The organism is Streptomyces sp. NPDC058001 (assembly GCF_042886315.1).
In the GTDB taxonomy this organism is placed as follows: Bacteria; Actinomycetota; Actinomycetes; order Streptomycetales; family Streptomycetaceae; genus Streptomyces.
Genome location: NZ_JBHVQT010000006.1, coordinates 218,109 through 231,466, shown reverse-complemented (window position 1 = coordinate 231,466; position 13,358 = coordinate 218,109). Strand labels below are relative to the sequence as shown.

At 70.0% G+C, this 13,358-nt stretch carries 7 protein-coding genes; all 7 read left to right on the top strand.

Annotation, left to right across the window (positions count from 1 at the left end; genetic code table 11):
- The first annotated feature begins 48 nt into the window (after nt 1-48).
- Entirely contained in the window at nt 49-3,081 is a 3,033-nt protein-coding gene (locus ACFVT5_RS16570; protein WP_389887271.1) for an alpha-mannosidase, read from the top strand.
- Nucleotides 3,082-3,257: 176 nt separating this feature from the next.
- A complete protein-coding gene (locus ACFVT5_RS16565) occupies nt 3,258-4,235 on the top strand; it encodes an ABC transporter permease (protein WP_389887268.1) in 978 nt (325 codons plus the stop codon).
- A complete protein-coding gene (locus ACFVT5_RS16560) occupies nt 4,232-5,173 on the top strand; it encodes a carbohydrate ABC transporter permease (RefSeq protein ID WP_389887265.1) in 942 nt (313 codons plus the stop codon). Before ACFVT5_RS16565 ends, ACFVT5_RS16560 begins: the two co-directional genes overlap by 4 nt.
- Before the next feature lie 26 nt (nt 5,174-5,199).
- Nucleotides 5,200-6,840 carry a substrate-binding domain-containing protein gene (locus ACFVT5_RS16555; protein WP_389887263.1) on the top strand — a complete coding sequence of 547 codons (1,641 nt, stop codon included), beginning with the start codon at nt 5,200-5,202 and terminating at the stop codon, nt 6,838-6,840.
- On the top strand, nt 6,837-8,843 hold the full coding sequence (locus tag ACFVT5_RS16550) for a DUF2264 domain-containing protein (protein ID WP_389887260.1): 2,007 nt from the start codon (nt 6,837-6,839) through the stop codon (nt 8,841-8,843). The genes ACFVT5_RS16555 and ACFVT5_RS16550 overlap by 4 nt, the downstream gene beginning before the upstream one ends.
- Nucleotides 8,836-11,952, top strand: coding sequence for an alpha-mannosidase (locus tag ACFVT5_RS16545; protein WP_389887258.1), 3,117 nt, complete (start codon nt 8,836-8,838; stop codon nt 11,950-11,952). Before ACFVT5_RS16550 ends, ACFVT5_RS16545 begins: the two co-directional genes overlap by 8 nt.
- 241 nt (nt 11,953-12,193) lie before the next feature.
- On the top strand, nt 12,194-13,342 hold the full coding sequence (locus ACFVT5_RS16540; protein WP_389888160.1) for an ROK family transcriptional regulator: 1,149 nt from the start codon (nt 12,194-12,196) through the stop codon (nt 13,340-13,342).
- Nucleotides 13,343-13,358 lie beyond the last annotated feature (16 nt).

The following is a 13,358-nucleotide window of genomic DNA, read 5'->3' as shown; positions in this document are numbered from 1 at the left end:
GTCCCGATCCGCCCGCGCCCACGCTCGTACCAACAGGAGACCCCTCTCATGCACGACGACCGCAACCTGGTCGAAGCACGCCTGGAACGCGTCCTTCGGGAACGTGTCCGGCCGGCCGTCCACCCCGTCACCACCCCCCTGACCGTGGAAATCTGGTCGACGCCGGGCGAACCCGTCCCCGTCGCCGAGGGGTTGGCGGCGCCGACCCGCCCCATCGCCCCGGGCACCCCGTGGGGCACACCGTGGGGCACGAGCTGGTTCAAGGTCACCGGCACGGTTCCGTCCGCGTGGGCGGGCCGCACCGTCGAGGCCGTACTCGACCTGGGCTTCACCCCACGCACCCCGGGCTTCCAGTGCGAGGGCCTCGTCCACTTGCCCGACGGCACCCCGGTCAAGGGCCTGCACCCGCGCAACGCGTACGTGCGGGTCGGCGCACCGGTGGCCGGAGGCGAGCACGTCGACTGGCGTATCGAGGCCGCCTCCAACCCCGACCTCGACGCGGACGGAGTGCCGTTCCGGCCGACACCGATGGGCGACAAGGCCACCGCGGGCGACGCACCCCAATACGTCCTCGGCGAGATGCGGTTGGCCGTCTTCGACGAGACGGTGTGGAACCTGGTCATGGACCTGGAAGTCCTCGGCGAACTCATGGCCGAACTGCCCCTGGAAGGCGCACGCCGCTGGGAGATCCTGCGAGCGGTGAGCCGCGCCCTGGACGCCGTGGACCTCCAGGACGTGAACGGCACGGCGGGGGCCGCGCGGGACGAACTGGCCGGGGTGCTCGCCGTGCCCGCGTCCCCGTCGGCCCACCGCGTCAGCGCCGTCGGGCACGCCCACATCGACTCCGCGTGGCTGTGGCCGCTGCGCGAGACGGTCCGCAAGGTCGCCCGGACCGCGTCCAACATGACCGCCCTGCTCCAGGACGAGCCCGACTTCGTTTTCGCCATGTCGCAGGCCCAGCAGTTCGCCTGGATCAAGGAGCACCGGCCCGAGGTGTACACGCGGGTCAAGAAGGCGGTCGCGGACGGCCGGTTCGTCCCCGTCGGCGGGATGTGGGTGGAGTCCGACACCAACATGCCCGGGTCCGAGGCGATGGCCCGTCAGTTCGTGCACGGCAAGCGGTTCTTCCTGGAAGAGTTCGGCATCGAGAACGACGAGGCGTGGCTGCCCGACACCTTCGGCTTCGCGGCGGGCCTGCCCCAGATCATCAAGGCGGCCGGGGCGACACGGCTGCTCACCCAGAAGATCTCGTGGAGCCGGACCAACAGCTTCCCGCACCACACCTTCGCCTGGGAGGGCATCGACGGCACCCGCGTCTTCACCCACTTCCCGCCCGTCGACTCGTACAACTGCGAGATGACAGGCCGTCAGATCGCGCACGCGGCACGCAACTTCAAGGAGAAGGGCGTCGCCACCCGCTCCCTCGCGCCGACCGGGTACGGCGACGGCGGCGGTGGCACCACGCGCGAGATGATCGCCAAAGCAGCCCGGATGCGGAACCTGGAGGGCGCGGCGACCGTCGAGTGGGAGGCTCCCTCGGCCTTCTTCACCAAGGCCGAGGCCGAATACCCCGACCCGCCCGTGTGGGTGGGCGAGCTGTACCTGGAACTGCACCGCGCCACCCTCACCAGCCAGGCGGGGACCAAGCGGGGCAACCGGCGCAGCGAGTCCCTGCTCACGGAGGCCGAGCTATGGGCGGCGACGGCTGCGGCCAGGACTCAATTCCCCTATCCGTACGAGGAGTTGGACCGGATCTGGAAGACGGTGCTGCTGCACCAGTTCCACGACATCCTGCCCGGCTCGTCCATCGCCTGGGTGCACCGCGAGGCGCGCGACACGTATGCGCGGATCGCCGAGGAGCTGGAGAGCGTCATCGCGGCGGCACAGCGTGCGCTCGCCGGCGACGCGTCGGGCGGCAGCGAGCTGGTGTTCAACTCGGCCCCGCACACCCGCGGTGGTGTACCGGCCGGGGGCGCCGCGCCCCGGGCAGCGCAGGGCGAGGCGGTGCTTCCCGTCCCGCGCGAAGGAGGCGGCTACGTCCTGGACAACGGCCTGCTGCGGATCGAGATCGACGGACGCGGACTCGTGGTCTCCGCCTACGACCACCTCGCGCACCGGGAGGCCATCGCGCCGGGACAGGCCGCCAACCTGCTCCAGCTCCACCCCGACTTCCCCAACCAGTGGGACGCGTGGGACGTCGACGCCTTCTACCGGAACGTCGGAAGCGATCTCACCGACGTCGCCGCGCTGGAGATCGACGGCACCTCGGTACGCGTCGAGCGGGTCTTCGGGGACTCCCGGGTCGTACAGCTCCTGACGGTCCCGGTCGACGCCAAGCGGCTCGACATCGACACCGAGGTGGACTGGCACGAGACCGAACGCTTCCTGAAGCTCTCCTTCCCGCTGGATGTGAAGGCCGACCGGTACGCCGCCGAGACACAGTTCGGCCATGTCCACCGGCCCACGCATCAGAACACGAGCTGGGAGTGGGCCAAGTTCGAGGCGTGCAACCACCGCTTCGTGCACGTCGACGAGCCGGGCTGGGGCGTCGCGGTCGTCAATGACGCGACCTACGGCCACGATGTGACCCGCGAGGTACGCACCGGCGCCGACGCGGGAACGACGACCACGGTACGGGCGTCACTGCTGCGTGCGCCCCGCTACCCCGACCCGGAGACCGACCAGGGCGTGCACCGGTTCCGGCACGCGCTGGTCCCGGGCGCGACGATCGGCGACGCCGTCCGCGAGGGTCACCGGGCCAATCTGCCCCAGCGTCGGGTCACCGGGACCGCCGCCGAGGTCCCGCCGCTGGTGACCGTGGACAACGACGCCGTCGTGGTCAGCGCGGTGAAGGCGGCCGACGACCGCGGCGGCGACCTGGTGGTCCGGCTCTACGAAGCGCACGGCGGCCGGGCCCGCGCCACGGTCCGCGCCGACGGTTTCGCCGCCGACCGCGCCGTCCTGACGGATCTGCTGGAGCGCCCACTGAGGGACACCGAGCGGCCGACGCACGCGGACGGGGGCGTCGTACTCGCGCTACGGCCCTTCCAGATGGTGACGCTGCGCCTGCCACGCGCCTGACCACACGCCACACAGGGAGCCCACACGACATGGGGACTCCACGCGGGGAGTCCCCATGGGGACTCCACAGAGGGACGACATCCAAGGAGGCCGGACCAGCCGATCCAACTCACCCGACACCTTGTCAACCCGGGGCGGTCGACGAAGACCGTCTCCCGGTGAAAGGGCCGCACATCATGACAACGCTTCAACAACCCGCCGCCCGCCCGGCCGAGGAGGCCGGGCGGGGGGACAAAGGCCGGCTGGGGCGCCTGCGCCCGCGGCGCCGTCGCGACATGGCACTGTTCTGGTTCCTGATACCGGGCATCGTCGTCCTGCTGCTGTTCCACTACATCCCGCTCCTCGGGAACGTCATCGCGTTCCAGGACTACCAGCCCTACATCGGCATCCTGCACAGCCCCTGGAGCGGGTTCACCAACTTCGACGTCATCTTCAACGGCGACCAGCAGTTCGTCCGGGCCCTCGTCAACACCCTCGAACTGACCCTGATCCAGGTCGTGTTCGTGTTCCCCGCGCCCATCCTGCTGGCCCTCGCGCTCAACAGCCTGGTCAGCGAGCGGATCAAGAAGTGGGTGCAGAACGTCCTGTACCTGCCGCACTTCCTGTCCTGGGTGGTCGTCGTCTCCCTCTTCCAGCAGATGCTGGGCAACGACGGCATGCTCAACCTGTTCCTGCAAGCCCAGGACATGGGCAGTTGGAGCATCATCGGCGACCCCGACACCTTCAAGGCGCTGCTCACCTCGCAGGTCATCTGGAAGGACACCGGCTGGGGCACGATCCTCTTCCTGGCCGCGCTCTCCCGTGTCGACAACGACCTCTACGAGGCCGCCGCCATGGACGGCGCCAGCCGCCGGCGGCAGACCTGGCACGTCACCCTGCCCGCCCTGCGCGGCCTGGTGATCCTGCTGCTCATCCTCCGCCTCGGTGACGCCCTGTCCGTGGGCTTCGAGCAGATCCTGCTCCAGCAGAACGGCGTCGGCCTGGACAACAGCGAAGTCATGGACACGTACGTCTTCAACCACGGTCTCGTGGGCGGGGACTGGGGTGTCAGCGCAGCCGTAGGACTCGTCAAGGGAGTCGTCGGAGTCGCGCTCGTCCTGGGCGCCAACAAGATCGCCCACTTCTTCGGCGAAGAAGGTGTCTACCGGTCATGACCACTCTGTCTCCCGCCCACCCCGTGCGCCGCAAGCCGCGCAGGGCGTACAGCGCGATCCCCGGGGAGACCCCCGGATCCCTGCCGTGGCGCACCGTCAAGTCGCTGATCCTGCTGGTGTGCGTGGTTCTGGTCGTGCTGCCCTTCGTCGCGATCATCTCGACCTCGCTCGCCGACGCCGGGCAGGTCACCCAGGCCGGTGGTTACGTCCTCTGGCCCGACAACCCGACCTTCTCGGCCTACACCGCCCTGCTGTCCGGTGGGCTGGTGTCCAAGGCGATGCTCGTCAGCGTCGGCGTCACCGTCGTCGGCACGTCCCTCAGCCTGGTCAGTTCGATCTCACTGGCCTACGGGCTCAGCCGACCGGGCTCCTACGGCCACAAGCCCGTACTCCTCCTGCTGTTGATGTCGATGCTGTTCGTCCCCGGCGTCATCCCCAGCTACTTGATGGTCAAGCAACTCGGATTGATCAACAGCTACTGGTCCTTGATCCTGCCCACCATGATCAATGCGTTCAATGTGATCGTGCTGCGCTCCTTCTTCATGAGCATCCCCAAGGAGCTGATCGACTCGGCGCGCATCGACGGCGCGTCCGAGCTGTCGATCCTCACCAAGATCGTGCTCCCGCTGTCCAAGGCGTCGGTCGCGGTGATCGGCCTGTTCTACGCGGTGACGTACTGGAACGCGTTCTTCAACGCCCTGCTGTACATCAACGACGCGTCGAAGTGGCCCATGCAACTCGTGCTGCGGACCTATGTCGTCAACAACGCACAACTCAGCGGCGGCCAGGTCGATGTCGCGGCCGGCGCTCCACTGCCCCCCACCCAGTCGCTGCAAGCCGCGATCCTCGTCCTGTCGATCGTGCCCATCGTGATCGTCTACCCCTTCCTCCAGCGGCACATGAACAAGGGCGTGATGGTCGGGGCGGTGAAGGGGTGAAGGGTGAAGGGACGAAGGTCGAAGAGATGAAGACTGCCATGAAGCCACCACTCAGCCGCCGCGGTTTCCTCGCCTCGGCCGCCGGTGTCACCGCCGGGCTGACCCTGGCCGCCTGCGGGGACCACCGTCCCGCCACGGTCCGTGACGCCAACGCCAGGGCTCAACTGCCCACGTACATCCCGTACCAGGGCGTCCCGACCTCGATGCCCGCCACGGCGGACGGCGTCTCGCCCGGATATCTGCACTACCCGGCCAACCCCGTCAAGGCGCTGCCGGGCGGACCGCCCGCCAAGGGTCCCGCCATCGACATCATGACGCTGATCTTCAACCCGGTGCCGCCGCCGGAGAACCGCAACGTCATGTGGCAGGCCCTCAACAAGAGCGTCGGCTGCGACCTCAACTTCCAGATCACGCCGGTCAACGACTACCCGAACAAGTTCGCCGTGACGATCGCGGGCGGCGATCTGCCGGACGCGATGCTGATGCTGCGCCCGGACCAGAACTCCGCCGCCACACCGGACATGCTCGACGCCCTCTTCGAGGACCTCACCCCGCATCTGTCCGGCGACAACATCCGCGACTACCCGTATCTCGCCAACATCCCCAGCGCCTCGTGGGCCCCCTGCGTGCGCAACGGCGGGATCTACGCCCTCCCGATGCCGCGCCCGCTCTCCGGCGGCCCCACCTACACCCGGCTCGACCTGATCAAGAAGCGGGGCCTCGATCCGAACCCGAAGTCCTGGAACGAGTTCTTCCAGCTCTGCAAGGACGTGACGGACCCGAAGGCCCACCAGTACGCCATGGGTGACTGCGTCACCGCGTGGAACTTCATGATGATGATGCTGAAGGGCCCCAACAACTGGCGTGAGGAGGGCGGCAAGTTCACCTGGTACTTCGAGACCGACGAGGCCAAACAGGCGCTGGACGCGGTCCGCCAACTCACCAAGGCCGGCGTCATGCATCCCGACACGTACAGCGTGCTCGGCAAGGCCAAGGAGTGGTTCGGCACCGGACGCACCGTCATGAACCCGGACGCGCCGGTCGCGTGGAACGACTACTACACCACGTACGCCGCGACCGCGAAGGGCCTGGACATCGGCTACATGATGGCGCCCGGATGGAACGGCGGTACGGGCGGCCAGTGGCAGGGCTCGGCGAACTACGCGACGCTCATCATCAAGAAGGCCCCCAAGGCGCGCGTCCAGCAGATCCTGCGCGCCATGAACGCCCTCGCCTCACCCTTCGGCACCGACGGGTATCTGCTGCGCAAGTACGGCGTCCAGGGCCCCGACCACACCCTCAGGGGGAGCGATCCCGTGCTCACCCCGCAGGGCCAGGCCGAGGTCACCCTGCCCACCATCTTCGCCACCGACGCGCCGATGTCGCTGTACTACCCGGCCAAGCCGGAGATCGTCCCCGACCAGTACGCCTTCCAGAAGGAAGCCATCCGGCGACTGATCCCCAACGCCGCCGAACCGCTGTACTCGGCGACCGACTCCAAGATGTCCAAACTCCTCCAGACGTCCCTGGACGACACCCGCAAGGGCATCATGCAGGGCCGTATCCCCCTCAGCGAGTGGGACGACGCGATGAAGAACTGGCGCAAGGAGGCCGGCGACCGGATCCGCGCCGAGTACGAACAGGCATGGGAGACCCGCCACTCATGACCCGCACCCCCGCCGAGGACCGCGCCCACTGGGAGCGGACCGCGGACCGACTGCTGCTCGCCGTACGGCCGTACGCCACCGATCGGCACGCCCTGATCCGGCTGCCCGGTGTGCCCAGCCACAACGGCGAGCGCAGTGACGGACTCGAAGGTTTCGCCCGCACGTTCCTGCTGGCCGGTTTCCGGCTGGCGGGGGCGGGCGGCGCCGACCCGTACGATCTCGCCGGGTGGTACGCGGCCGGTCTGGCCGCGGGCACCGACCCTGGGAACCCGGACCGCTGGCCCACGTTCGCCGAGTGCAACCAGGCCAAGGTGGAGGCCGCGTCCATCGCGCTGGCGCTGCACGAGACGCGGCCCTGGATCTGGGACCGCCTCGACGACCAGGTCAGACAGCGTGTCCTCGACTGGCTCGCGCCCATGGTCGGCGACGCGATGCCCGGCAACAACTGGATCTGGTTCCAGGGCGTCACCGAGGCGTTCGCCCGTACGGTCGGCGGTGACTGGCGCCAACAGGACCTCGACCGTGTCATCGCGCTGACCGACGGCTGGTACGCGGGCGACGGCTGGTACTCCGACGGACTCACCGGCGGCGAGCACCGCAACTTCGACCACTACAACGGCTGGGCCATGCACCTGTACCCGCTGTGGTTCTGCCGCATCCTCGGCGACGCCGCACCCGGCGGGCTCCTCGACCGCTACCGGACCCGGCTGCACCGCTTCCTCGAAGACCAGCGGCTGTTGATCGGCGCCAATGGCTCACCGCTCGTCCAGGGGCGGTCACTGACCTACCGGCACGCCGCACTGGCGTCCCTGTGGACCGGCGCCCTCTTCGACGCCACACCCCTGGCGCCGGGCGAGACCCGGGCGCTCGCGAACCGCATGCTCGACCACTTCACCGAGCACGGCGCCACCGACGCCGACGGCCTGCTCACCCTCGGCTGGCACCGGCCGTTCCGCGGCATCCTCCAGGTGTACTCGGGGCCCGCGTCGCCGTACTGGGCGAGCAAGGGCTTCATCGGTCTCGCCCTGCCGCCGGACCATCCGGTGTGGACCGCCGAGGAGACCCGACTCGCCGTAGAGGAAGGCGACTTCACCCGCTCGCTGACCGTGCCCGGCTGGCTCGTGTCGGGTACGGCAGCCGACGGTGTCGTACGCGTCGTCCACCATGGCGGGGACCACACCGACCCGGCCCGACCGCACGCGGACGATCCCTGCTACGCGCGGTTCGCCTACTCGACGCACACGGCGCCCGAGACCCCGGGCGACCCCACCGCGAGCCCCGGCGCCCACTCGGACGCCGGTCCGGTCGACAACGCCGTCGTGCTGCTCGACGCGGCGGGGCACGCCTCGCACCGGCGTCCGGCGACCCCGGTGTCGATGGACGGCGCCACCGCCGTCTCGCGCTCCCGCGCGCACTGGCCCGCCGCCGGGACATGGGACCCGTTCGGCGGACCCGACACCCCCTACACCCTCGGTCCCTGGATCACCGTCGGCTCCGCGCTGCGCGGATCGGTCGAGGTACGGGCCGTGCGCGTGGACCCCGCCGCCGGATCCGACGACGACGGGGCCGGACAGGTCCTGCGGATCGGCGGCTGGGCCCTGGCCGTGCACCCCCACTCCGCGCCCGCCGATGGCCCGGTGGACGGCCGCATCGCCCGGGTCGCGGGCGCCGACGGACTGGTCTCCGTGATCGTCGGCGCGCGTCAACTCCCCAGGGCGGGCCGGGTCGTCGGAGTCGACAGCAACGCTCTCGGCGCCGCGTCCGCCACCCCCGTCGTGCAGACCGCGGGGCCCGTCGCCCACGGCACCGTCCACATCGCCCTCGTCCACCTCGGCGGCACCGACCCTGTCGCTCTACCGGATGTCACCGCCCGCGCCGAGGGCACCACCCTGCTCGCCGACGTGACCTGGCCGGACGGCGTACGGGACACCATCCGGCTGCCCGCGCCCGATCCCGCGCCCGACCTCTCGTATGTCGCCTGGAAGGACCAGCATCGTGCATGACGACCGCCGGATCATCGAGGACCGGATCCGCAAACTGCTGGACCGGATCGTGCGCCCCGCCCTCTACAGCGCCGCACGCCCCCTCACCCTCAGCGCCTGGCACGTCGACGGTGAACCGGTCCCCGTGGCCGACGCCCTGCACGCCGCCTACGAGCCCTTCACACTCGGCGGCCCCTGGGGCGGCCCCTGGGCGACGACCTGGATGCGGGCGAGCGCCGAGATCCCCGAGGAATGGTCTGGGCGCCGTGTCGAGGCCGTCTTCGACCTCGACTTCGATCTGACCAAGGGGCCGGGCGGCCAGGCGGAGGGGCTTGTCCACGACGCGCACGGCACGCCGCTCCAGGGTCTGCACCCGTACAACCGCAGTGTGTTGCTCGCCGAATCGGCCACCGGCGGCGACCGTGTCGACCTGCTCGTCGAGCTGGCCGCCAACCCGCCCATCGTCGGCAGCGCCGGGCTGCACCTCCACCACGGTTCACTGGAGACCGCCGGCACGGCGCCTCTGTACCGGCTCCAGCAGGCCGAGATCGCGGTGCGTGAGGACGACGTATGGCACCTCGTCCATGACATCGAGGTGCTGGACGAGTTGATGCACGAGCTGCCGGTCGGCTCATCGCGGCGCCACGAGATCCTGCACGCTTTGCGCCGGGCCGCCGACGCCGTCGACCCGACCGACGTGGCGCATACCGCGGCAGCGGCCCGCGACCGTCTCGCCGACGTGCTGTCCCGGCCCGCGCACGCTTCCGCGCACACCATCGCCGCGATCGGTCACGCCCATATCGACTCGGCCTGGCTGTGGCCGGTGCGCGAGACCGTTCGCAAGTGCGCCCGTACGTTCACCAACATGACCACGCTGGCGCGGGAGTACCCCGAGTTGGTCTTCGCCTGCTCCTCCGCGCAGCAGTACGCGTGGATGAAGGAACAGCGCCCGGAGATCTTCGCCCGTATCAAGAAGGCGGCGGCGGAGGGCACTTGGGTACCCGTCGGCGGCATGTGGGTCGAGGCCGACGGCAACCTTCCCGGCGGTGAGGCGCTGGCCCGCCAACTCGTTTACGGGCGCCGCTTCTTCGCCGAGGAGTTCGGGATCGAGCAGCACGGGGTGTGGCTGCCCGACTCGTTCGGCTACACCGCCGCCTACCCCCAGCTCGCCAAGCTGGCCGGCGCCCGCTGGTTCCTCACCCAGAAGCTCTCCTGGAACGAGACGAACAAGCTGCCGCACCACACCTTCGCCTGGGAAGGCATCGACGGGACACGCGTCTTCACCCACTTCCCGCCCGTCGACAGCTACAACGCGTCCCTCACCGCACAGGAACTCGCCCACGCCGAAAGCAACTTCGCCGACAAGGGAGTGGCCACCCGCTCGCTCGTCCCGTTCGGCTACGGCGACGGCGGTGGCGGTCCCAGCCGCTCGATGCTGGAGAAGGCCCGCCGTCTGCGCGACCTAGAAGGCTCGCCCAAGGTCGTCATCGAGACACCCGACGCGTTCTTCGCCGCGGCCCGTGCCGAGCGGAACCAACTCCCCGTGTGGCGCGGTGAGTTGTACCTGGAGAACCATCGCGGCACCTACACCAGTCAGGCCCGCACCAAGCGCGGCAACCGGCGCAGTGAGGCACTGCTGCGCGAGGCCGAACTGTGGGCCGCCACCGCCGCCGTCCGGGCGGGTGCGCCGTACCCGTACGAGCGGCTGGAATCGGTGTGGCGTCGGGTCCTGCTCAACCAGTTCCACGACATCCTGCCGGGCTCGTCCATCGCCTGGGTGCATCAGCAGGCCGAGCGCGAGTACGGCGAGATCCGCACCGAGTTGGAGACACTGATCGCCGACGCGGTCGGCCGGCTGCCCGCGCCGCACGCGCTCCTCAACGCCGGGCCGTACGCGCGCCGCGAGGTCGCCGTCCTTTCCGAGACCGGGTTCCCCGGTGCGCAGCCTCTGTCCGACGGGCGCCAAGCCGTCCTCGCCGAGGTCCCTGCGCTCGCCTCCGGCGGCACGGTGGCCCACCGGGGCGCCGTCACCGCCCAGACCCAGGACGGTGGTTTCGTCCTCGACAACGGAGTGCTGACCGTCGTGGTCGACGGCCGTGGCCTGCTCACCTCGGTGTACGACCACACGGCACAGCGCGAGGCGATCGCCCCCGGCACCGCGGGCAACCTTCTCCAACTCCACCCCGACGACCCGAATCTGTGGTCGGCGTGGAACATCGACTCGTACTACCGCGACACGGTGCGCGACCTGGACGAGGCCGAGTCGGTGACGCTGGTCGACGCGGGACCGCTGCTGGCGTCGGTGCGCGTTGAACACGCCCACGGATCCTCCCGGTTCACGCAGTACATCGAGATCACCGCGGAGAGCCGGCAGGTGACCGTCCGCAACGACATCGACTGGCAGGAGCGTGACACCGTACTCAAAGCGGCATGGCCGATCGACGTGCACGCGGAACGGGAGAGCGCCGAGATCCAGTTCGGCCATGTGCAGCGGCCCACACACGAGAACACCAGTTGGGACGCGGCACGCTTCGAGCTGTGGGCACACCGCTGGGTCCACGTGGGCGAACGGCACTGGGGCGCCGCCGTACTCAACGACTCCACCTACGGGCACGACGTGCGTCGTGACACGCGCGAGGACGGCGGCACCACGACGACGGTGCGGCTCTCCCTGCTCCGCGCCCCGCACAGCCCCGACCCACAGGCCGACCGAGGACACCACAGCTTCAGCTACGCACTGCTCGTCGGCGCCGGGATCGAGGAGGCCATCGCCGGGGGATACGCGCTGAACCTGCCGCTGCGGCCCGCCCCGGCCGAGGCGCGGGCCCTGGTCGCACTCGACACCACCGATGTGGTGGTGGAGTCGGTGAAGCTCGCGGACGACCGCAGCGGTGATGTCGTGGTCCGGCTGTACGAAGCGTGTGGCGGAGCGGTCTCGGCGCGGCTGTCCGCGGGGTTCCCCCTCGCCGCCGCACACGACTGCGACCTGCTGGAGCAACCGGGCCACGAGTCGGCACACACCTGCGCCGACGGGGCCGTCGACCTCAGGTTCCGACCCTTCCAGATCCGCACGCTACGCCTGCGGCCCGCCAGGGAGGGAGCCAAGGCACCAGATTCCATGGACAGTTGAGTGGATAGGTGAACAGGGCGGCACAACCCGATCTCGGCACGCCCCCGCGGCGTACGATTCCATCGATCTGATGCCGCCGAAAAGAGCGGCGGCGCATCACCACCCGCATCACCATCACCACCCACATCATCATCATCATCACCACCGCCGCCGCTCACCGGAGGCTGGGAGAGGCACGTTGACGACCAAGACGGAGACAACCGAGAAGCGCTCGATACGGCGCGGCACCAACCTGCCGCGCATGGGGGACTTCAACGAGTCCGTGATCCTGGACGCCATCCGCCGGCACCCGACGGGACTGAGCCGGGTGGAACTCGCGCAGGCCACCGGACTGTCCGCGCAGACCGTCTCCAACATCACCCGCCGACTGCTCGACCAGGGCGTGGCGCGTGAGTCGGGGAAGCAGAACACCGGCAGCGGAAAGCCCCGTACCCTCCTCGAAATCGTGCCCACGTCGCGCTACGCCGTGGGAGTCCACCTCGACCCCGCCGTGATCACCTGTGTCCTGGTGGACCTCCTCGGCACGGTCGTCGCCCAGCGCAGCCAGCGGACCCCGAGCGGCGGCGACACCGAGGGGATCGTCGCCGACATGGCCGCATCGGCGTGCGCTCTCATGGCGGAGCCGGGGGTCGACGAGGCGCGGGTCCTCGGCCTGGGCATCGCCGCGCCCGGCCCCATCGACGCGGCGGCCGGCTGGGTCGTGGACCCGCCGGAGCTGCATGGATGGGGCCGCTACCCGCTGCGCGACCGGCTCAGCGAGGCGACCGGACTCCCGGCACTCCTCGACAAGGACGTCACGGCCGCCGTTGTCGCGGAGCGGTGGGCCGGAGCGGGCGCCGACAGCCGCAACCTTCTCTTCTTCTACCTCGGCACCGGATCCGGCATGGGCCTCGTGGTGGAGGACATGGTCCTGCGCGGCGTCTCCGGGAACGCGGGCGAGGTCGGCGGACTCGGCTCCGCCTGCTCGACGCGCACCCTCGTGGACGAGGCCATCGCCCTCGGGGTGCTCGGCGGCGAGTACACGGTCCTCGATCCGGCCGACGCCCAGCGCGGTCTGGAGCGCCTCGCGGCGCTCGCCACCGAGGGCGACACGCAGGCCGACGGCATCATCGAGCGCCTGGGCCTGCGCATCGGCCGAGGCGTCTGTGCGGCGGCGACGCTTCTCGACATCGACACCATCGTCTTCGGCGGACCCACCTGGCACGTGCTCGCCGACCGGTTGCTCACCACCATCGAGCCGATGGTCGCCCGGTCCCCTTTCGTCAGGGCGACGCATCAGACAACGGTCGTCTCCACCACCCTGGGGGAGAAGGTGGCCGCGGTGGGAGCGGCGTCCCTCGTCCTCGACCAGGCACTCTCCGCTCAGCCCAGGTCCCTGCTGCTGGGCTGAGCCCGCGCCGGACGCG

What these genes read in the sequence shown, in the direction of transcription:
- ACFVT5_RS16560 (WP_389887265.1), top strand. Translation starts at nt 4,232, where the DNA reads ATGACCACTCTGTCTCCCGCCCACCCCGTGCGCCGCAAGCCGCGCAGG.
- ACFVT5_RS16565 (WP_389887268.1), top strand. Translation starts at nt 3,258, where the DNA reads ATGACAACGCTTCAACAACCCGCCGCCCGCCCGGCCGAGGAGGCCGGG.
- ACFVT5_RS16550 (WP_389887260.1), top strand. Translation starts at nt 6,837, where the DNA reads ATGACCCGCACCCCCGCCGAGGACCGCGCCCACTGGGAGCGGACCGCG.
- ACFVT5_RS16555 (WP_389887263.1), top strand. Translation starts at nt 5,200, where the DNA reads ATGAAGACTGCCATGAAGCCACCACTCAGCCGCCGCGGTTTCCTCGCC.
- ACFVT5_RS16540 (WP_389888160.1), top strand. Translation starts at nt 12,194, where the DNA reads ATGGGGGACTTCAACGAGTCCGTGATCCTGGACGCCATCCGCCGGCAC.
- ACFVT5_RS16570 (WP_389887271.1), top strand. Translation starts at nt 49, where the DNA reads ATGCACGACGACCGCAACCTGGTCGAAGCACGCCTGGAACGCGTCCTT.